General features: G+C 43.3%; 21 protein-coding genes. 11 read left to right on the forward strand and 10 right to left on the reverse strand.

Annotated elements, in window-relative coordinates; all coding sequences use genetic code 11:
• From C9J12_RS18395 to C9J12_RS18405, 4 genes are all read left to right on the forward strand, one after another.
• Nucleotides 1-2280 (forward strand): ABC transporter substrate binding protein, encoded by a 2280-nt coding sequence (locus C9J12_RS18395; protein ID WP_227876404.1) that lies wholly within the window; start codon nt 1-3, stop codon nt 2278-2280.
• Nucleotides 2237-3151 carry an EAL domain-containing protein gene (locus C9J12_RS31175; RefSeq protein WP_227876408.1) on the forward strand — a complete coding sequence of 305 codons (915 nt, stop codon included), beginning with the start codon at nt 2237-2239 and terminating at the stop codon, nt 3149-3151. Before C9J12_RS18395 ends, C9J12_RS31175 begins: the two co-directional genes overlap by 44 nt.
• Before the next feature lie 105 nt (nt 3152-3256).
• Nucleotides 3257-4027, forward strand: a complete 771-nt coding sequence (locus tag C9J12_RS18400) for a class I SAM-dependent methyltransferase (protein ID WP_041394588.1) — start codon at nt 3257-3259, stop codon at nt 4025-4027.
• 52 nt (nt 4028-4079) lie between these two features.
• Nucleotides 4080-4574 carry a hypothetical protein gene (locus C9J12_RS18405; RefSeq protein ID WP_107244037.1) on the forward strand — a complete coding sequence of 165 codons (495 nt, stop codon included), beginning with the start codon at nt 4080-4082 and terminating at the stop codon, nt 4572-4574.
• Between the two features lie 366 nt (nt 4575-4940).
• Here C9J12_RS18405 and C9J12_RS18410 read toward each other — a convergent pair whose 3' ends face one another.
• The 4 genes from C9J12_RS18410 to hemC are packed head-to-tail and all read right to left on the reverse strand — an operon-like array spanning nt 4941 to nt 9118.
• Nucleotides 4941-6128, reverse strand: a complete 1188-nt coding sequence (locus C9J12_RS18410) for a heme biosynthesis HemY N-terminal domain-containing protein (protein WP_107244038.1) — start codon at nt 6126-6128, stop codon at nt 4941-4943.
• On the reverse strand, nt 6125-7426 hold the full coding sequence (hemX, locus tag C9J12_RS18415) for a uroporphyrinogen-III C-methyltransferase (protein WP_107244039.1): 1302 nt from the start codon (nt 7424-7426) through the stop codon (nt 6125-6127). Before hemX ends, C9J12_RS18410 begins: the two co-directional genes overlap by 4 nt.
• A 4-nt stretch (nt 7427-7430) precedes the next feature.
• Nucleotides 7431-8186, reverse strand: coding sequence for a uroporphyrinogen-III synthase (locus tag C9J12_RS18420; protein ID WP_041394586.1), 756 nt, complete (start codon nt 8184-8186; stop codon nt 7431-7433).
• A complete protein-coding gene (gene hemC, locus C9J12_RS18425; protein ID WP_107244102.1) occupies nt 8186-9118 on the reverse strand; it encodes a hydroxymethylbilane synthase in 933 nt (310 codons plus the stop codon). Before hemC ends, C9J12_RS18420 begins: the two co-directional genes overlap by 1 nt.
• 396 nt (nt 9119-9514) lie before the next feature.
• Between hemC and C9J12_RS18430 the strand changes: the two genes are divergently transcribed.
• On the forward strand, nt 9515-12088 hold the full coding sequence (locus C9J12_RS18430) for a class I adenylate cyclase (RefSeq protein ID WP_107244040.1): 2574 nt from the start codon (nt 9515-9517) through the stop codon (nt 12086-12088).
• 85 nt (nt 12089-12173) lie between these two features.
• On the opposite strand, the gene cyaY is transcribed toward C9J12_RS18430, so the two are convergent.
• Nucleotides 12174-12488 carry an iron donor protein CyaY gene (gene cyaY, locus C9J12_RS18435; protein WP_107244041.1) on the reverse strand — a complete coding sequence of 105 codons (315 nt, stop codon included), beginning with the start codon at nt 12486-12488 and terminating at the stop codon, nt 12174-12176.
• Between the two features lie 78 nt (nt 12489-12566).
• Here cyaY and lptM point away from each other — a divergent pair, with 78 nt between their 5' ends.
• The 6 genes from lptM to yigB all read left to right on the forward strand — a co-directional run bounded on the left by lptM (nt 12567) and on the right by yigB (nt 17319).
• Entirely contained in the window at nt 12567-12749 is a 183-nt protein-coding gene (lptM, locus tag C9J12_RS31525; protein ID WP_107244042.1) for an LPS translocon maturation chaperone LptM, read from the forward strand.
• A gap of 51 nt (nt 12750-12800) precedes the next feature.
• Nucleotides 12801-14051: a diaminopimelate decarboxylase gene (lysA, locus tag C9J12_RS18445; RefSeq protein WP_107244043.1), complete on the forward strand. Its 1251-nt coding sequence runs from the start codon at nt 12801-12803 to the stop codon at nt 14049-14051.
• Nucleotides 14052-14087: 36 nt separating this feature from the next.
• Complete coding sequence (gene dapF, locus C9J12_RS18450; RefSeq protein ID WP_107244044.1) at nt 14088-14918, forward strand: diaminopimelate epimerase; 831 nt, start codon at nt 14088-14090, stop codon at nt 14916-14918.
• Nucleotides 14915-15616: a DUF484 family protein gene (locus C9J12_RS18455; RefSeq protein ID WP_107244045.1), complete on the forward strand. Its 702-nt coding sequence runs from the start codon at nt 14915-14917 to the stop codon at nt 15614-15616. Before dapF ends, C9J12_RS18455 begins: the two co-directional genes overlap by 4 nt.
• On the forward strand, nt 15613-16527 hold the full coding sequence (xerC, locus tag C9J12_RS18460; protein ID WP_107244046.1) for a tyrosine recombinase XerC: 915 nt from the start codon (nt 15613-15615) through the stop codon (nt 16525-16527). Before C9J12_RS18455 ends, xerC begins: the two co-directional genes overlap by 4 nt.
• Nucleotides 16528-16599: 72 nt before the next feature.
• Entirely contained in the window at nt 16600-17319 is a 720-nt protein-coding gene (gene yigB, locus C9J12_RS18465; RefSeq protein WP_107244047.1) for a 5-amino-6-(5-phospho-D-ribitylamino)uracil phosphatase YigB, read from the forward strand.
• A 177-nt stretch (nt 17320-17496) separates the two neighbouring features.
• Here yigB and C9J12_RS18470 read toward each other — a convergent pair whose 3' ends face one another.
• The 5 genes from C9J12_RS18470 to C9J12_RS18490 all read right to left on the reverse strand — a co-directional run bounded on the left by C9J12_RS18470 (nt 17497) and on the right by C9J12_RS18490 (nt 20157).
• Nucleotides 17497-17955 (reverse strand): DoxX family protein, encoded by a 459-nt coding sequence (locus C9J12_RS18470; RefSeq protein ID WP_107244048.1) that lies wholly within the window; start codon nt 17953-17955, stop codon nt 17497-17499.
• The gene (locus tag C9J12_RS18475) at nt 17927-18730 is read right to left on the reverse strand and encodes an HvfC/BufC N-terminal domain-containing protein (protein WP_107244049.1); all 804 of its coding nucleotides are present in this window, start codon (nt 18728-18730) and stop codon (nt 17927-17929) included. Before C9J12_RS18475 ends, C9J12_RS18470 begins: the two co-directional genes overlap by 29 nt.
• A complete protein-coding gene (gene bufB / locus C9J12_RS18480) occupies nt 18708-19544 on the reverse strand; it encodes an MNIO family bufferin maturase (RefSeq protein WP_107244050.1) in 837 nt (278 codons plus the stop codon). The genes C9J12_RS18475 and bufB overlap by 23 nt, the downstream gene beginning before the upstream one ends.
• Before the next feature lie 28 nt (nt 19545-19572).
• Complete coding sequence (locus C9J12_RS18485; RefSeq protein WP_107244051.1) at nt 19573-19830, reverse strand: BufA1 family periplasmic bufferin-type metallophore; 258 nt, start codon at nt 19828-19830, stop codon at nt 19573-19575.
• 66 nt (nt 19831-19896) lie between these two features.
• A complete protein-coding gene (locus C9J12_RS18490) occupies nt 19897-20157 on the reverse strand; it encodes a BufA1 family periplasmic bufferin-type metallophore (RefSeq protein ID WP_107244052.1) in 261 nt (86 codons plus the stop codon).
• Between the last annotated feature and the right edge of the window lie 137 nt (nt 20158-20294).

Here is a 20294-nt window from a genome sequence, read left to right on the forward strand (position 1 = left end):
ATGCGTTTTATCATTTTATGTTTGATGGGCTTTCTTACACTCCCATCTTTTGCTGAGCCGGCAAAAAACACCCTCGTTATTCACTCTTACCATCAGGGGTTGTTGTGGACCGACGCCTTGCAAGCGGGATTAGAGGCAGCAACACGGCCTTATAATATTCCATTGAATGTCAGTTATATGGATACCAAGCGTTATCAATCTGAATTCGATCTTGCCAAGCGATTAGAGATTTATCGCGATAAGTTAACCAATGAGAAATATGATGCGATTGTGGTGACGGATGATTATGCCTTGTGGTTAGTTAATCAATTGGCCGATGAAGTAGGTAATACGCCGATAATTTTGGGTGGAATTAATGATTACACGCCGACGAAGCATGAGCAGCTGAAGTTTGTAACAGGAGTATTAGAAGTTGATAGTGTGGCTGATAATATTCAACTGGTGCGCTCATTACAGCCAAACCTAAAACATATCTATTTTCTGGCTGATGACACATATACCGGGCGAACTTTTTGGTCAAAAGTTGAAAATTATTTGGCACAAGCCCCCATTAACGGTGTTCAATTTACACGACTTCCCATTGAGGAGTTCTCAGCGTTATTTGATCATGCGAGTAAGCTTCCTCCCGATTCTGCTGTGATTTTTCTGAGCTATTTTAAAGATAGTACAGGGCATTATATGGCGAGTGATGTTTTTTTACAGCAGTTCACTGAACGGGTTTCTGCACCTGTGTATGTGTCTTATCGTTATATGTTGGATCTTGGCGCGACTGGCGGGGTTGTGACTAGTGGGGTTGAACAAGGCCGCAAAATGGGCTCAATATTGGTGAAAGTCCTTAATGGTAAAAAGGGTGAGCTTCCTGAATTTATTGATAACTCAACTCAAATTGCGTTTAACTACCCACAGCTTAAGCGGTGGGGGTTAACGGTTACCGAGCAGTATGCATTGTTAATCAATAAACCAATTACCTGGTATGAATATTATAATAAAGAACTGAAAGCACTCAGTTTCTCGGTTGCATTGATGGGTGTTGTTATTATTTTATTGGTACTGATGATTCGCCAATTACGAAAGAGTGAACACGAATTACAACAAAGCCAAGCCCTATTTGAGGGGGTGTTTGATCAAAGTTTTCAATATATCGGTATTCTAGATTCCAGCGGCGCATTGATCTCCGGTAACCTAGCCTTACAGAATTTATTAGGGCATAAGGTCATTAAATATGATCGTCCGTTATGGCGCTGGCATTGCTGGCAACAGGAAACAGCCGTTAAGCTCAATCAGACATTTATCTCAGCCCAGCAAGGACAGCTTCTTCGTTTTGAAGCGGCAGTGCAAAGCGTTGATGATGGAATACGGGTATTAGATATTTCGATCAAAAATATGCCAACGGCTCAAGGTAATAGTGATCAAGTGTTGATTGAGGCGCGTGATGTTACCTCACGTCATCAGATGGAAGATAAATTACGTGAACGTGAAGTGAGCTATCGCTTACTCTACGAACAACAGCCCGTTATTCTTTTAGCCATCGACAGCCAAGCGCGCATTCAGTCGGTTAATCAGTTTGCTGCCGATTTATTGGGTTATAAAAAACGCGATATGTTGGGGCATAAAGTGACTGACTTTTATTTAGACGATGACGTCTTACCGCAGCAATTTATGTCGAGCTCTAGATTGAATGACGATCAAATTGTTTGGCGTCGACAACTTAGATATAAATGCGCAGAAGGTAAAGCGGTATGGGTGCGTGAAACCATTCGTTCAACCCAATCGAAATTGCAGCTTTTATTGGTGGGGGAAGATATAACCTCAACACGAGAACTGGAAGAAAAATTGGAATATCAGGCTTGCCATGATTACCTTACCGGATTACTCAATCGCAATTACTTTGAAACTCAGTTAGAAAATGTTTTAGTCGAAGCCAGAGAAAATGAAACTCGCCATGCGATGTTTTATATCGATTTAGATCAATTTAAAGTGATCAATGATACGGCTGGACATGAAGCCGGTGATGAAGCATTAAAGCAGGTTGCATTACTGCTACAAGAGATAACCCCTGAACACGCGACATTGTCGCGCTTAGGTGGGGATGAATTTGCTATTATTTTACGACATTGCACGCAATATGAAGCTGTGACATTTGGTGATGAAATTCTACACTTGTTAGAAGGGGCTGAGTTTTTTTGGCAAAGCACCCGTTTCAGTTTTAGTTGCTCGTTAGGTATTCGTTTAATTGATGAGACTGCAGGACTCTCCTCAACAGGTTCATGCACAAGCTGATACCGCTTGTTATGCCGCTAAAGACGAAGGGCGTAATCGTCTGCACCTCTATCACCCTGATGATGAAGAGCTCAAACGTCGTGAGTTGGAAATGGAATATGTGAACCATATTCACAAAGCATTAGCTGAACAGCGATTTGAATTACATGCCCAGCAAATTGCACCTGTGGCATCTGGCTCGACGAAGCAGCATTATGAAATATTGGTAAGAATGCGTAACAGTGATGGCAGCATGGTATCTCCAGGGCTCTTTATGCCCGCTGCTGAGCGTTACAATATCGCTCACCTGATTGATCGTTATGTCGTAAAAGGGGTTATTGAGTGGCTGCAAGCCAACAACGAGGCAGTTGAAAAGCTAGAATTATGTTCGATTAACTTATCGGGGCAATCGATGGGAAATCGAGACTTTGTTGGTTTCTTGATCGAGCAGATTCGTGATTCTGGTCTACCCCCCTCAAAGCTGTGTTTAGAAATTACGGAAACGGCGGCAATCGGTAATATGAGTGAAGCCATTCAATTGTTTACTCAACTTAAGAACCTTGGCTGTCTTATTGCCTTGGATGATTTTGGATCGGGATTATCCTCATTTGGTTACTTGAAACGGATGCCTGTCGATATTATTAAAATTGACGGCATGTTTGTGCGTGATATTGCTGAAGATGAAATGGATTTTGCGATGGTGAAAGCGATTAATGAACTTGCAAAGAAAATGGGCAAACGAACGGTTGCCGAGTTTGTTGAAAATGAAGCTATTTTAATGCGCTTACAAAGCCTTGGGGTAGATTACGCGCAAGGTTATTTATTTGGTAAGCCGAAGCCTTTAGCGGAATTAGTCGCAGAATTAAGCCAAGATGAAATCTCGGTGCTATAATCTTGCGCCTTATTAGCATTATATTCAGTTGAACCAGCTTTAAACCTCTATCACGATGTGATTGTGAAGAGCAATGCTAAGACAATTTTAGAACCGGAGCGAGTTGTGCAATTAGCTTTAATTTGTGAAAACCCAGAGCGTCAGAATGAACTGGATGAATTAGCACAACGCTGGGGTCTGAGCCATGATGAAAACAGTATTTTTGCGTTAGTGCTGACAGACACCCAACTTGAGTTACGTAAATTAGACGAAGCGAAATTGGGGGCGGTATTTGTCGATCTTGTCAGTGGTGCGGCGGCGCATCGACGTAAGTTTGGTGGCGGTCGTGGTCAGGCGATAGCCAAAGCGGTTGGTTTGAAGAAAGGGGTAATGCCGCGAGTGCTGGATGGTACCGCAGGCTTGGGGCGTGATGCCTTTGTATTGGCGTCGCTAGGTTGTACTGTGCAAATGGTTGAGCGTCATCCTGTGGTCGCAGCTCTATTGGATGACGGGTTAGCGCGAGCAAAACAAGATCCTGAGATTGGAGGGTGGATTACCGAACGCTTATCGTTATTGCATGCTTCAAGCCAGGATGCATTAGTTAAGTTGTTAGAAGACCCCGATTTTATTGCTCCTGATGTGGTGTATCTTGACCCTATGTACCCACATAAGAAAAAATCGGCTTTAGTTAAAAAAGAAATGCGCGTATTTCAAACGTTAGTGGGTGCAGATAACGATGCCGACAGTTTATTTGCACCGGCTATGGCATTAGCAACGAAACGTGTTGTGGTAAAACGCCCTGATTATGCAGAGTTTTTAGCTAATGCTAAGCCTTCTACGGCAATTGAAACGAAGAAAAATCGATTTGATGTGTATGTAAAGGCTGCAATGACGTAAATTATTAGGTAATCTAACTGATAATGATTAGCGTTTGCTGAGGGGGGTGAACATGACCAAAACCTTGTGTAAGTTTCGTCGTATTGAGATTGCAGATAAATTTTCGACGATCACGAGTATTATTAGTCAGCCTAAATATGTGTGTAGCAGTTGTGCACGTTCAGCAAACGATAAAGCCTATTTATGTAAGCCTAGTGCGCTAGGCAAACCAGTTAAAAATAAATGTGTGAATAATAGTACGCCTGTTGCGGTTACAACTTCAAACATTGCGCCTGTGTTGACCCAGACCTTACCCGTTACGAATGCAATCTCTCAAACCACTGTACATTCATTGCCTGCACTTTCTATGGGGGCGCAAGCGCAGCTTCAAGCGATGGTGATTATTGAGCAAGAACAGGCAAAACCTGATGTTGTTTTTACCAATAAGCAGGCGAAGAAATTGAAAAAGCTAGCTAAGAAAAAGAACAAGCAATTAAAGCAAGCAGCCAAAGCGGTAAAGCAATATAACAAAGCCTTAAAAAAGGCGAAAAAAGCCTTAAATCTGTAACGTGTTGAGCATGAATATCACCCACAAAAAAGCCTCCAATCAGGGAGGCTTTTTTGTATTTCATAGATTGTAGTTTTAAGATTCTTTAATTAGAACCGCTGTCATCAAACAAGTGATCACAGAAACAACAATACCTGAAACAATCATCCACGGAAGCATATCCATAGTGCGTTATCCAATAAGTAGCGACTAGAGGCTCTATTGAATAACGTTTACATACTGCTAGCAATGGGGCAGATATAAGCTGAAATAACTATTAACACTTGGTAACAATTATCCATTTATAGCGTATGTTTGATGACCTTAGGGTATAAAAAAGCACCCTAACGAGTGCTTTTTGATAAAGAATGCCATGTTAATTAAATGTTAGCTTTTGGCTGGCAGCGCTAAGGTTAATGCCTGACGTGAAACATCTGCAGCACCTTGGTTATCATTTAATTTATCAAGTACCTCTACAAGGTAAGCATAATCTGACACTGTTGGACCCAGTTTTATCGCTTGTTCGAAATGCGTTTTTGCTTCTTCCCATTTCTGCTCTCGGATAAATAGTTGACCCAAGGCACTGTGAGTTGCTGGGTTGCTGCTATCAAAACGCAGTAGGTCTTGCAGGCGTACAATCGCAGGGTGTACATCTGGTAAGTTGAGTTCAGCGACTAATGAAATAAGCCGAGGATCGGTCTGCTTTTTCAGTGAATCGCATAATACCGTGTAAGCTTCAGAATCAGCTTTGCGTTTAATCATCTCTTTGACAAAACAACAAATCAGTTCAGGTCGTTGCTTGGCTTTACGACTCAGTGCATTCCAGTGACCCATTAATCCATCACTACCGCTGTGTTGACCGATATGTGCCATTAAGCCACATTCTGCCTGTAGCTCTAACTCAGTCGCCTGTTGTGCGGTTAATACACCCGTCTTTTCTAGTTGTGGCAATAAGCTTAATAGCGGTTGCCAGTCTTCTAGTTGGATATAGCAGTCTTTTAGCAGTGCTAACAAAATAGGGTTGCGATTGTTATTTTGTTTGATATCTTGCAGTGTTGCTAATGCTTGTTCGTATTGCGCTTGACGGTACTGCAGTTTAGCGCGAGTTAATGCAACGGCTAGGCTGTTATCATCAAGCTCTGCTGCCTGTTGAAGGTATTCATCACGTAGTGTGGCATTACCTTGACCTTGTGCTGCTTGTGCTGCTGCAAGGTAGTTTAGTAATGGTGTGTCACTGTGTTTTGCTGATTTAACAACAAGCTTTTCTGCTTGCTTCCAGTCACCTTCAATGACTTTCATTAAACCATTTGATGTTTGTATTCGAGCTTTACGCACTTTACGACCACTAAACCAACCGCGTGTTGAGCTGCCAGCTGATAATAAGCGCTTAAGAATGGTTTCTACTAAGAAGAACACACCAAATAGTACAACCACTAATAAAATGAGCGTGGTGAGGCTCATTTCGATGGTCTGGTTAGCGGCAGAGATCAAGACATAGCCTTGATTACCTGCAAGCATAGGACCGACGACAATACCTGCAATCAGAGCAGCTACCAGCAGTAAAAGTTTAATCATGCTGGATTCTCCTCTGAGCTGAGTGGTTTGACTTTACCGCGTAAGCGTTCGTTGATTAGATCAGAGATAATTGGTTGTGACTGTAATCTGTCTGGGTAGCTGGCTTCAATGTTTTCTTTAGCAAGCTGATCAAGCGTATTGATAAAGCTTTGCGTGGCAGGATTGTCAAGATTATAGAACTGTTCTGCCCATTCTTTAGCCATAGTTAACGACGTTGCATAAACCTCACCTTGCTCGCGATATACTGAGCGAATGGCTGTTTCTAGCTTCGACTTAATATTTTCTTGCAAGTAGAAGTCTTGCTTAGGCGAAAGTAGAGGAATAACGCTGCCATCGCGTTGGCGGTAGGTGACAAAGTGCTCGCTGAAGTTTTTCAGTGATGTTTTAAGGTTAGTCTGCCAATCATCAACAGAGGTTGAAACGGCATTCTCTTCAACGGCTTCAGCTTCTGGAATAATTGCATTGGCTAGCGGTAGGGTTGCGACTTGTTCTTGTAAACTTGTTAAGCGTAGTACTAAACCATCGCGATCAATACGAGCAACCGCCTTCAACGAAGTAATATCGTTGCTCATGGCTTTACGCACATTACGTAGGCTTGGGTCGTTTAATTCTGCAATGCGATGATCGGCAGATTCAAGCAGTGTGGTTGAACTTATCACATCATGTTCAAGCCATAATTTACGACCTGCCATTTTGATTAAATAATCTGCTTCTGCAAGTAGCCAATCGTTAGGACGGCGACCTTCCATTTCAGATAAGGCAAGTTGTAAACTAGAAATAGATTTATCTTGCTGCTCAATAACAACTTGTGTGCGTTGTAGGCTTTGATCAACCTGTCCAATGGTTTCTTTTTGGCTGGTTTGCACTTGGTTGGTGATATTGGCTATTTGCTGTTGTAGCGCAGCAATTTGAGCTTCTTGTGCAAGACCTTGCTGGTGACCGTGGTAATACAAACCGGCGCCAAGTGCGATAACAAGAGCAATGGCGATAGCACCGGTTTTACTGCCACTTTTCTTTTCTGCTGGTGGCGTTGCTGGTTTAGCTGCTGCTTTTTTCTCTGTGGTATTGGTCTCAGCTTTTGCTTCAGTCGCTTTTTTGGCTTCAGTAGCTTTAGATGCTGCTGAAGAACTTACCGTTGAAGCCGTTTTATTTGCTTCAGCTTTAGCGGCTTCACGTTGTGTAGAGGTTTGCGGTGCCTGTGCTTTCGCACTTGATTGGCCCTGCTTATTGGTTGTTTTTGACCCTGCAGCTTGGTTGTTAGTTGCAGCGTTATCATTATTGGTTTTTTTATCAGTCATCCGATTATCCCATCGAGCCTATCTTACTTAGGAACGTGAAGAGTGCTTTATTTGAAGCACTACCCACGGTGGAAAAATTTTTATAACCAAGGTTTTTGGCTTGGTTAGCAATACGCTGGCTTGGTACGAAAAGGTGACATTGAAAAAACCAAGTCAGATATTGTTTTGGAACTAAATGTGTTAAATACGCGAGTTGTTCACCGCTCGTCACCACTAAAGTTGACACATTCTGTGCCTGCCAAGTGCGGCAAAGTGCCTCTCCATTTAATGCTAGCCAAGTGCGCTGGTAAGTTTCACAGTAACTTACTTTTGCATTGCGTTCTGTTAGCGTTTGATGGATCAGTTCTCGCCCGCCATTTCCTCGTAAAATAAGGATTTGGCGATCAGTTACATTAGCCAATTCAGGCAGCGCGAGTAACCCTTCGCTATCGCAACGCGTTTGTGGAGAGATGACCTTTTGACCTGTCACTCTCTGTAACGTTGTGGCTGTTTTATGTCCAACGGCTATATAATGCACGTTTTTTGGCCAGCAGACATCCTGTGACATCAAATAATTGTGGGCCAAATTTACTGCATGAACACTGATAACAATCAGAAAATCATCAGTTTTCAACTTTTTTAACTGATTAATCAAGTCTGGTAGGTCATTACCAGCCTTGATTGTGAGTAACGGTTGAGCAATAGCATTGATCCCCGCAGCATTGAGTTGCTGGGTGAGTTCGTGGCAATCCGGTTCTGGACGGGTGATCAATATACTCATTATGCGTTGCCGTAAAGCTCGTCTAAAATTTCTTTTGCACCGTCAGCCAGTAGTTGTTCGGCAAGTTGGGTGCCCAATGCTTCACCGTCAATGGCAGGTCCTGTTATCTCACCACGAACCATTTTGCTGCCATCAGGTTCACCGACTAAGGCACGTAACCAAATTTGATCACCTTGCAGTTCAGAGTAACTGCCAATAGGTACTTGGCAGCCACCTTGTAGGCGGTTATTCATTGCGCGTTCACAGAAAATACGTGTTGCTGTTTCATGGTGATTCAGGGTCGCTAATAGTGCTCTAACACGCTGATCATCCAAGCGACACTCAATGCCGACCGCACCTTGGCCTACTGCAGGTAGACTTTCTTCTGGCTCAATAGCAGAGCGAATACGATCATGCATTTCCAAGCGCATTAGCCCTGCGCATGCAAGAATGATTGCATCATACTGACCTTCGTCGAGCTTACGCAGACGTGTATTTACGTTGCCGCGTAAATCATTAATGATTAAATCTGGGCGCTGTGCGCGAAGTTGGCACTGTCGACGAAGGCTAGATGTGCCCACAATGGAGCCCGCAGGCAATTCTGCAATACTGTTGTAGGTGTTCGAGACGAATGCATCGCGTGGGTCTTCGCGTTCGCAGATCGTCACAAGACCAAGGCCTTCCGGAAATTCAACAGGAACATCTTTCATTGAGTGTACAGCGATATCTGCACGCCCTTCCAACATAGCAACTTCGAGTTCTTTAACGAATAGACCTTTACCGCCAACCTTGGCAAGTGGAGTATCCAGAATAATGTCGCCTTTGGTTACCATAGGTACCAATTCAACCACTAAGCCTGGATGTGCTTTTTCCAGTTCTGCCTGTACAAATTCAGCTTGCCACATTGCAAGTGGGCTTTTACGAGTAGCAATGCGGATCGGTTTATCGGTCATAAAAATAGGGTCCATAAAGTTCGCGTTAATCACACTAATCGTACCATTCAAGGGGCTGGATGATAATTCACTTATTGTGCTCAGTGCGTTCACGCAGTATTGTCTTGATATGTGCTGTAAATAATGTGATATTTCTCACATAATGTTCAAGTTAAAAAAGTATTACAGTGCCATTACTTGTGGCTTAAGTCGTATATACTAGCTTGAAGAAACAAAGGATAGACCATTTAGTTTTATTGCTAGCCATTAATAACCTGTCACAAATCGTCACTAACTTTACGACCATAGTGAAAAGTGTTACATTGATCACGTTTTTGCTTCTGTTTCGAACGAAAACTACACTAATAGTGACAAGATTTGAGTCGCTTTCACGCTAGCAGCTCTTGGAAGAGTAATTTGCATAACTATATCCAGACGCTAAAAAATAGATTAGACGGACATAATCAGCTGCGCATTGAACGTGCACGAGCAGCGATGAATGTGCAATCTGAACAGGTTTTTGACCTGTTATCTATACTGCTTCACTATAATCATCCTGCGGTACCAGGATACCTTGAGCAAAAGGTACCATTTGGTATTGCTAACTTTGCCGTTTCTGCGTTTCAGCAGCAATTTATTGATGATTGTGGTTTGGGCGCGCAAAGCCTTATCCCTACCACACAAATAGATGATTCAGAATGCTCAATCACTGGCTTATACGCCATGGGTAGTACGTCATCTATTGGTCAAAGCTTAACAAGTGATCTTGATATTTGGGTCTGCATTCGCACGACACTTTCAGCTAGCTGCCGTGAAAAATTAGACGCGAAATGTTCATTAGTTTCTGAATGGGCAATGACCCAAGGCGTAGAAGCTAATTTCTTCCTGATTGATGAAAATCGTTTTCGCGATAACTTTTCCGAAAAAATGACCGGTGAAAACTGTGGATCAAGCCAACATTTATTGTTACTTGATGAGTTTTATCGTTCAGCTGTTTGCCTTGCTGGTCAGCCTTTGTTGTGGTTTATGGTGCCACCAGAAATGGAAGAGTGTTACGATGAATATATCGAGTATTTAGACTCTGCTGGGTATATTCGTCGTGATGAGTGGATTGATTTTGGTGGGCTGACGCGCATTCCTGCTGAAGAGTATTTTGGTTCTAGTTTATGGCAGCTTTATAAAAGTATCGATTCACCGTACAAATCGGTCTTAAAAGCCATTTTACTGGAAGCCTATTCTTGGGAGTATCCGCATACTCAATTATTGAGTGTCGATGGTAAACGTCGTTTCTTCTCAGAAGATCGTACAGATTTCTGTATGGATGCGTATTATCTGATGCTAGAAAAAGTGACCCGTTACCTTGAGCGTATTAACGATCATCGCCGTTTAGATTTGGTGCGTCGCTGTTTTTACTTGAAGACTCATGAAAAACTGACACGTGCACCTTCATCTGGTTCGGTGCCTTGGCGTCGCAAGGTGCTTCAGCAGCTCACGACTGATTGGCATTGGTCGCAAGAGGTATTGGAAGAGCTCGATAATCGTCGTGATTGGAAAGTCGGACAAGTAAAGCGTGCGCATAATGAATTACTTGATGCTTTGATGCTCAGTTATCGAAATTTGATTCGTTTTGCTCGTCGCAATAATATTACTTCGGCAATTAGCCCTGAAGATATCAGTATCTTAGCTCGTAAATTATATGCTGCTTTTGAGGTGCTGCCAGGAAAGGTTACGCTACTCAACCCACAGATTTCACCAGACTTACATGAACCCGATCTTACGTTGATTCAGGTGCCTGCTGGTCGTACGAATACTGCAGGGTGGTATTTGTATAAACAGCCGCTCGATCCGTTTGCGATTTTAGGGCAGCCATCGTTAGAACATAACCGTTACCTCAGTAAGCTGGTGGCATGGTCATATTTTAATGGTTTGCTAACAGAGTCGACCTGTTTACACAGTGTGGCGAACGGTACGGATATGGACATTGATAAGCTGTATCAGCTTGTAAGTGACATTCGAAATACCTTTCCAATTCGTCGTCCAAATCCTGGGTTACAGGCGCTATCGAGTCCATGTGAAATTCGTCAGTTAGGGTTATTCATTAATTTGGAAAATGACCCAACGACAGAGCTGAAAAACCGTTCAGTTCGTTTTGATTTTAAAAATACCGATATTTTCAGTTACGGCGCAGAGCAGAGATGCTTAGTGGGCAGTGTTGATTTAGTTTATCGTAATTCGTGGAATGAAGTGCGTACGCTGAATTTCAGTGGCGAAAACTCGATGTTAGATGCATTGAAAACCGTATTGGGGAAAATGCATCAAGATGCTATTCCACCAGAGTCGGTCGATGTGTTCTGTTATAGCAAGCATATGCGCGGTTTAATTCGCAACTTGGTTTATCAGTTGATCGCCGAGTGTATTGAAATGCGTTTAAAGCCGATAGAACAAGAAAAACGGCGTCGCTTTAAAGCAATTTGTATTGGTGACCAAACTCACGGGCTGTTTTTTGAACGCCGTGGTGTATCAGTACAGAAATTGGAAAACTCGGTTGATTTCTATAGCTGTATATCGACCAACAAGCTAACAGGTACGCCCAATGTTGTTATGGGTAAAATGGATGAACCGCATCCGCCTGAAATTGTTGATGCGTATGCGAGTGAAGGTTTAATCCAATTTTTCTTTGAAGATTGCGAAGACGGTTACAATATTTATATTCTTGATGAGACGAATCGTATCGAGATGTATCGCCAGTGCAGTGGTGATAAAGATGAAATGGTGCATGGGGTGAATCGCTTTTATACCTCATCACAAGATCGCTTTAGCTATAGTGCGAATTTTATTAATTTTAATTTGCCACAATTTTATGAGATTGTGCATACCGATAGTGGCGAGTTACGAGTCATGCCATTCAAGAGTGGACAGCAAGCTCCGCGTAGCCCTACTGGTGTTAACCCGCAAGCGTCAAAGATATCTTTATTATCACGCCAATCTTGATTGTTGTTTGTAGTAGATTGAAATAATAAGTATTTATAAAAAAGCCTTCAGTGATGAAGGCTTTTTTTATAGGTAAAATTGTTGGCTATGACCAATCAACAGCCTCGCCTGCGTGAACAGAGCATTCACGTTTAACGAGTGCGAAGAACTCTTCACCACTGCGAGTACAGTGCCATTCCCCGTTATTGTATTTGAAGTGATACCCACCTGATTTAGAGGCTAACCATAGTTCGTGTAGTGGTTCTTGGCGGTTAATTACTATCTGGCTACGGTTCTCAAATTCCAGTGTAAGTACGTTCCCTGTCGTCTCAGATTCGATATCTGCACCTGATTCATCGATGCCTTCTTCGATGATCATAAGTGCATGATCGACTAACTTATGAAATTCAGTGTCATTCATCACATTGCGTCCTATTGCTTTTCATATTCTTGGTGCGATTATAGAGGGCATTGAAATGATAATCACTGGCTTTCAAAAATGCACAAAGGTTTATTAGTAAGTTTAGTTGTGAGTGTTTTAGTTTTGGCTGGCTGTGGGCAAAGCGGTGGGCTGTATATGCCTGAAGCTACGCCACAGCAAAAAGAGCAACAACAAACACAGACACAGACACAGCAAGAATCTCAGCAGCAACAATCACAAGAGCAGCAAGTGCAATTGTAATTATGGCTCATTGATAAAATAACAACGCGACCAGACAGGGAAGAAACAACTTTGGATTACTTTAACTACCAACCGAATGGCCAATTGTGGGCCGAAGACATCGCATTAACCGAGCTTGCTGATCTGCATGGCACCCCATTATACGTATATTCTCGTGCCACGCTTGAGCGCCACTGGAATGCATTCGATCAAGCGGTAACCGATCATCCTCATCTGATTTGCTACGCAGTAAAAGCCAACTCGAATATTGGTGTACTGAACGTGTTAGCGCGATTAGGTTCAGGTTTCGATATCGTCTCTCAAGGTGAGCTTGAGCGTGTTATTACCGCGGGTGGTGATCCTGCTAAAGTGGTGTTCTCTGGTGTAGGTAAGACTGCAGTAGAAATGAAGCGTGCGTTAGAGTTGGGGATAAAATGTTTCAATGTTGAATCTGAACCTGAACTTGAACGCTTGAATCAAGTGGCGAGTGATCTGGGGCTAGTTGCACCGATTTCATTGCGTATTAATCCTGATGTTGATGCACAAACGCACCCATACATATCTACGGGTTTGCGTGATAATAAATTCGGTATCTTCTTTGAGCGTGCGGTTGAAGTCTACCGATTGGCACATAGCCTACCCAATCTGAACGTGGTGGGTATGGATTGCCATATTGGTTCTCAGTTAACTAATCTCGACCCTTTTATTGATGCGACAGATCGCCTATTGGCCCTGATCGATACCTTGAAAGCAGAAGGTATTGTGATTAAGCACCTTGATGTTGGTGGTGGCTTAGGCGTCACATACAATGAAGAGCAACCGCCGTTGCCGTCTGAGTATGCCTCTGCATTGCTAGCACGTTTAGGTGAGCATTCTGAGCTGGAGTTGATCTTTGAGCCGGGTCGCGCCATTGCGGCGAATGCAGGTGTATTATTGACCCGTGTGGAGTTTTTAAAACACACCGACTACAAGAACTTCGCGATTGTCGATGCGGCAATGAATGATTTGATTCGCCCGACCTTGTACCAAGCATGGCAAAATATTGTGCCAGTGGTACCACGTGAAGGTGAAGTCAAAACGTATGATTTGGTAGGCCCTATCTGTGAAACGGGCGATTTCATTGGTAAAGATCGCGAGCTATGTCTTGCCCCTGGTGACTTATTAGCGGTGCGCTCTGCGGGTGCTTACGGTTTTGTTATGTCGTCTAACTACAATACTCGTACTCGTGCTGCAGAAATCATGGTCGATGGTAATACTGCTCATGTGGTACGTGAACGTGAAAAGCTTGCAGAACTATGGCAATCTGAACATCTATTGCCGTAACTGTTGTACTAATGAATCATAACGAGAAGGAACATCATGCAGATTAATTTTTCCAAAATGCATGGGCTGGGAAATGACTTCATGGTGGTGGATTGTGTCACGCAGAATGTATTTTTTTCGCCTGATGCAATAAGGCGCTTAGCTGATCGTCACCGTGGCATTGGGTTTGACCAGCTATTGGTGGTTGAGCCACCTTATGATCCTGAAACTGATTTCCATTATCGTATTTTTAACGCTGATGGCAGTGAAGTTGAACAGTGTGGCAACGGTGCCCGCTGTTTTGCCCGCTTTGTTTGGATGAAAGGGTTAACCAATAAATATCAAGTGGCGGTAAGTACCAAAGCCGGCAAGATGTTATTGAAGTTAGAAAATGATAATCAGGTAACTGTCAATATGGGCGTGCCTGAGTTTGAACCAAGTAAGATCCCGTTTCGCGCTAAGCAGACAGAAAAAACCTACATCATGCGAGTGGGTGAGCGCACCATATTTTGTGGCACCGTGAGCATGGGAAATCCACACTGTGTCACCGTGGTCGATGACTTAGATTTGACTGACGTTGATACCCTTGGACCATTGATAGAATCTCATGAGCGCTTCCCTGAGCGTGTTAATGCCGGTTTCATGCAAGTGGTATCGCGCAATGAAGTTAAATTACGGGTATATGAACGCGGAGCGGGTGAAACGCAGGCTTGTGGTAGTGGCGCTTGTGCTGCCGTTGCAGTGGGTTACCTTCAAGGTTTACTGGATGAAAATGTCAAAGTCAGTTTACCAGGTGGCGATTTACACATTAGCTGGGCTGGTGAAGGCAAATCATTGTATATGACTGGGCCAGTGGCACATGTTTTTGATGGACAAATAGTATTATGACCGATGCCTCACTACAGAATGATGCAGCGCTACTTACCGATGCGCCATTGGATGATAAAAAGGTGGCGGAATATTTACTTAGCCACCCTGATTTCTTTGGTCTTAACCCTGAGTTGCTGACGCACTTACGTATTCCTCACTCTGAACGTGGTGCGGTCTCGTTGGTTGAGATACAGCTTGAACGGTTACGTAACCGCGTACAAGAACTTGAAGGTAATATTGAGAATCTAGTTTCTTTGGCGGCGAAAAATAGCGAACTATTTTCGGTTTTTTCACTGGCACAGCAAAAACTGTTTCAAACCCATAATATTTACCAAGCGTTAATTATATTGAGTGATTTAAGTACTCAGCTTGGGTTGGAATTCAGTTTGCGTTTGTTTGATAGTCTTGATGAGCAATTATTCTTAGAACGTCGATTATTTGATAACTTCCGTAAATCACGTTTAGTGGCTCGCCCTGTCTATTTAGGGCGGTTACGTAAAGCGGAAGCTGAGTTGTTATTTGAGCAACCACCACAGTTAGGATCGTTTGTGGTGTTGCCGTTAGGTGTCGATCGTCTGATTGGAGCGCTGAGCTTTTCAAGCCCTGATGGCGGTCATTTCCAGCCTGAAATGGATACCATGTTTGTTGAACAATTGGCGTCAGTATTAACCCGTTTGATTCATCATTGGGAATACAGCCGAGAGGTTATCGATTGAGTAGCTTGCCAACCGCTTTAGAAAAACCCCTTCAACTTTTCTACGAATATATTCGTAGCGAGCGTGAATTGAGTTTACATACCCAACAGAATTATAAGCGCCAACTCTCTACAATCGCTGAGCAACTTGTGTCGTTTGAAGTAACCGATTGGACCATGGTTGATGCTGGCTGGGTACGTCAAATTGCCAGTAAAGGTATGCGTGATGGGCTGAAAGCGAGCAGTATTTCGATGCGACTATCAGCATTGCGCAGCTTTTTTGATTTTTTAGTGCAAAAAGACATATTAAAAGCCAACCCAGCTAAAGGGGTGGCAGCACCACGCAAAGCGCGGCCATTACCTAAAAATCTCGATGTTGATGAAATGGATCAGCTGCTTAGCGTGAATGAAGATGACCCATTATCTATTCGTGATCGTGCCATGATGGAATTGATGTATGGTGCAGGGTTACGTTTAGCAGAGCTGGTCAGCTTGAATGTGCGTGATATTAGCTTGAGTAAAGGTGATATTCGCGTAATCGGTAAAGGGGACAAAGAACGCATTGTTCCTTTTGCTGGGCTTGCCCGTGAATGGGTTGCCAACTGGTTAAAAGTGCGTGGAGCACTGGCTTCTGGTGATGAACCGGGTTTATTTGTCTCAAAATTAGGCACACGTATCTCGACGCGTAATGTGCAGAAAAGAATGGCAGAGTGGGGGCAGAAACAAGCCGTTGCGAGCCACATCAATCCGCACAAATTACGGCATAGTTTTGCGACCCATATGCTGGAATCCAGCGGTGATTTGCGTGCGGTGCAAGAACTTCTTGGCCATGCAAATTTATCAACTACGCAAATTTATACCCATCTAGACTTTCAGCATCTGGCTAAAGTGTACGATGAGGCACATCCTCGAGCCAAACGTGGTCGTCGCTAACGTGTAGTTCCCCACCTTGATTACAGGGCAGTTGTGTTCTGCCCTTATCGTTTTAGTTTTTTGAGGAAGCAGATGCAGTTTTATCGAAACCTTCAGCCGATCAAAGCCCTGACGTTTGATTTAGACGATACGCTTTATGATAATCGTCCGGTTATCGTGCGCGCAGAACAAGCTATGTATGATTGGCTGGCAGAGTATCATCCTTGTAGCCACACCCTCACCAGGCAAGATTGGATGGCATTAAAGCAACATATTGCCATGGCTGATCCAATGCTTAAACACGATGTAACTTTGTGGCGCTATGAGCTAATAAAGATTGGTTTAATGCAATTAGGCTATCGTCTAGCTGATGCTGAAAAAGCCGCTCACCATGGGCTCGAGGTGGTACTTGCTGTACGAAATCAAGTCAATGTACCGGCAGAAACGCATCGAGTACTGAGCGAGCTTGCGCAACGCGTGCCTTTATTGGCGATAACGAATGGCAATGTTGATGCGGATAAAATAGGGCTAGGGCAATACTTTTCACGGGTATTAGTGGCAGGTCGTGATGGCTTAGCTAAACCTGCGCCAGATTTGTTTGCCCAAGCTGCGGCATTACTTGGGCTACCTGCAGAGCATATTTTACATGTTGGCGATCATCTAGTGACTGATGTCGGCGGGGCAAAAAAGAATGGTTTTCAGGCGTGCTGGTATAACGATCAATTGCGTCAATTGCATTCTGAACCAAGAAGCCGACTGCTCCCTGATATCGAAATCTCTCAGTTAGCGCCTTTGCTTACTCTCGTGTCTTGATGTGGAAATTTGATAATTAGAACCACTAGTTACTTCAATTTCTGCCTTGTTATTATCAATTTATCCTGCGCAATTATCTGACCATTTACTTATCCAGAATGGTATAAGTCATAAAATAAGTAACAAAAAGGCGATCAATGATCGCCTTTTATGGTTTTTGGAACTTAAATAATTTGGCTATTTAATCAAGCTGCGTTTAGGTTGGTCGTTACTGATTAAGCGATCAAGTGAAAATAGCCCAGCTCCCCAAAAGACATTCACTAAGATCATCATTCCCCATAGCTGGTGGTCATAGAAGCCTTTTTCCCACAGTAGCGGATAAGAGGCCACTGCAATGATATTAAAGACAAATAAAATCAATGCCATTGGGCGAGTAAATAAACCGAGCGCTAAAAATACTGGTAAAATAAGCTCTGCTGCCGTACCGGAATATGCCGCGAGCTGCCATGGAATAACGGGTACTTTATACTCATATTCGAATAAATATAATGTACTGTCCCAACTTGAAAACTTCACCATGCCTGATTTAAAGAAGACCCAAGCCACCCATAAACGCGTAAATAACAGTAAGAATGGCGTTAATGGCTCAGCGATTTTCTGACCGATATTATCGATACCTCGAATGAAATTCAGCATCATTTATTCCCTTTGGTTGACAGTGAACATCTGAAAAAATGTGTTGCTGTACTAATTCACTGAGCATCGCGAGCATAGTGTCATCAGCATTATCCAGCGTTTTCTGTTGTTGGCTTAAGTTAACAAGTGCGGTAGCGGCACGATTGGTATTCATCACCAAAATCTGTTTAGTGCGGTGCTGGATAATGGCTGATTCCGGTTGATTAATATCGAACTCTTCGAAGTTATTATTCGTTACCATTTGCCATAAGGTGACCACGGCGTAAGACGAATCAAAGCATAACGTGAGATGTGGCACTTCAAATTGTAAGGATGAGAAATCGCTCTCTGCTAACCCTTGAAGTTTGTGGAGTGGAAACGATGAATGGATCGCTGGCTGATGATTTGCGCGATCAACGCACCATTCTAACGCTGCTAAATCAGCAAGGTATGGAACGGCTTGATGTAATTCGGTGGTATGAGTAATTGCGTCATCTAGCCCTGCACCATAATGGCTTACATCCCCTTGCTCAAGGGGATGAGACAGTACATATTGACGTGCTAATTGGCTAAAGCATTCATCGCCTACGACGGCTTTTACCGCGGGGTAAGTCGCTTCTAATATTTCAGATAAACTAATAATGAAGTTATTACGGTAAATCTGAATTAACTGATCCGCAGGAAATTGCCCTCGAGCAATTTGATTTGCCACATCACTCTCTTGATAGTGGAGTGCATCAGAAAATGCTTTTTGCAGATCATGCAGAGAGCGGCTAGGGGGTTGTGATTTGTCCATATTGCGCCTCCTGCATTAAGATTGTATTGGCTTTATCAGCTTCCCCTAATAACACCGAGAGTGCAGGGATATCCAAATCCCATTCAATCAGCGTGGGGGTCGCACCGTGTTGCTGTATCCAGTGGCGGTACATTTGCCATACGGGTTCACTGACGGGTTTGCTATGGGTATCGATCCAAATTTCGCCATCATCAAACGTCTTTACCATAAAGCCAGCAAGGTGAATTTCTTTTACCGATAATGGGTCTAATGCCGCAATGTATTCGTTGCTGTCAAAGCCATGATTAAAGGCGCTGACATAAATGTTATTGAAGTCGAGCAATAACCCACACCCAGTACGTTGTTGTACGTGATTTAGAAACTCCCATTCTGGAATCACCGAATGCTGGAAGCTCAAATAGCTGGATGGGTTTTCAACCAGCAATTGGCGACCGAGAAAATCTTGCACCTGTTCTACTTTTTTGCAAAAGTTGTTCAGGGCTTCTTCGGTATAAGGGAGTGGCAGTAAATCATTAAAAAACTGTCCGTCGACTGAACTCCAACTGAGATGGTCTGAAACTGCAATCGGGTTTACCTCATCGACTAACTGTTTTAGTTGGACAAGATGATCGCGGCTTAATGGATCTGCTGACCCCAGTGATAACCCAATACCATGACAACTGATAGGGTAATGCTCAGCTATTTGGCGTAATTGTTTTCGCGCCATAGAAGCCGGATTAAAATAGTTTTCACTGTGAATCTCAAACCAGCCAATGTCTGGCTGTTGAGTGATGACTTGAGATACGTGAGGAGAGCGTAAGCCCACCCCAACCATCTGTTGTTGAGACAATACGCTCAATTACTTAGCCCTCTGTAGAACCACCCGCTAGGCGGTCGCATAATCCTTTAGGTACCATCATGAATGCATCTTTTTGACCATCAGTTTTTGATGTACCAGCACAAGATCCTGTTTTCGTTGCGCAGTCATTTTTACCTGCTTTAGCTACGCCGTAGCACTTTTCTTTTTCATCAGCTGCAACGGCAGATGTTGAAGCCACTGTACCCGCAAGGGCAATAAGACCTGAGACAGCAGTCGCTAAAGCAATATTGGTTTTTTTCATGATGGTTCCTCAAAATTCACGTATTGCTGCGCAATTGCACAGCAAGATATTTAGTCAGTTAAAAGATTATGCTGATTCGGCAGAACCACCCGCTAAACGGTCACATAGACCTTTGGGAACCATGATGAAAGCATCTTTCTGACCATCAACTTTTGCTGTGCCAGCACAAGATCCTGTTTTCGTTGCACAGTCATTTTTACCTGCTTCAGCAACGCCGTAGCACTTTTCTTTTTCATCAGCTGCAACCGCAGATGTTGAAGCGACTGTTCCGGCTAGAGCAATAAGACCTGAAACAGCAGTGGCTAGGGCAATGTTTGTCTTTTTCATAATAAATCCTCTTTAATACGTTGGCTGTTGCTGTAAGTTGCAACGTTTCCTTTGATTTAACTTACTTTGCAATGGCGCTTTAAGCGCTCTCGAAATATAAGAAAGGGTAAACACAGAATTAATTTCACCTTTTTTTA

Source organism: Photobacterium frigidiphilum (assembly GCF_003025615.1).
Taxonomy (GTDB): Bacteria; Pseudomonadota; Gammaproteobacteria; order Enterobacterales; family Vibrionaceae; genus Photobacterium; species Photobacterium frigidiphilum.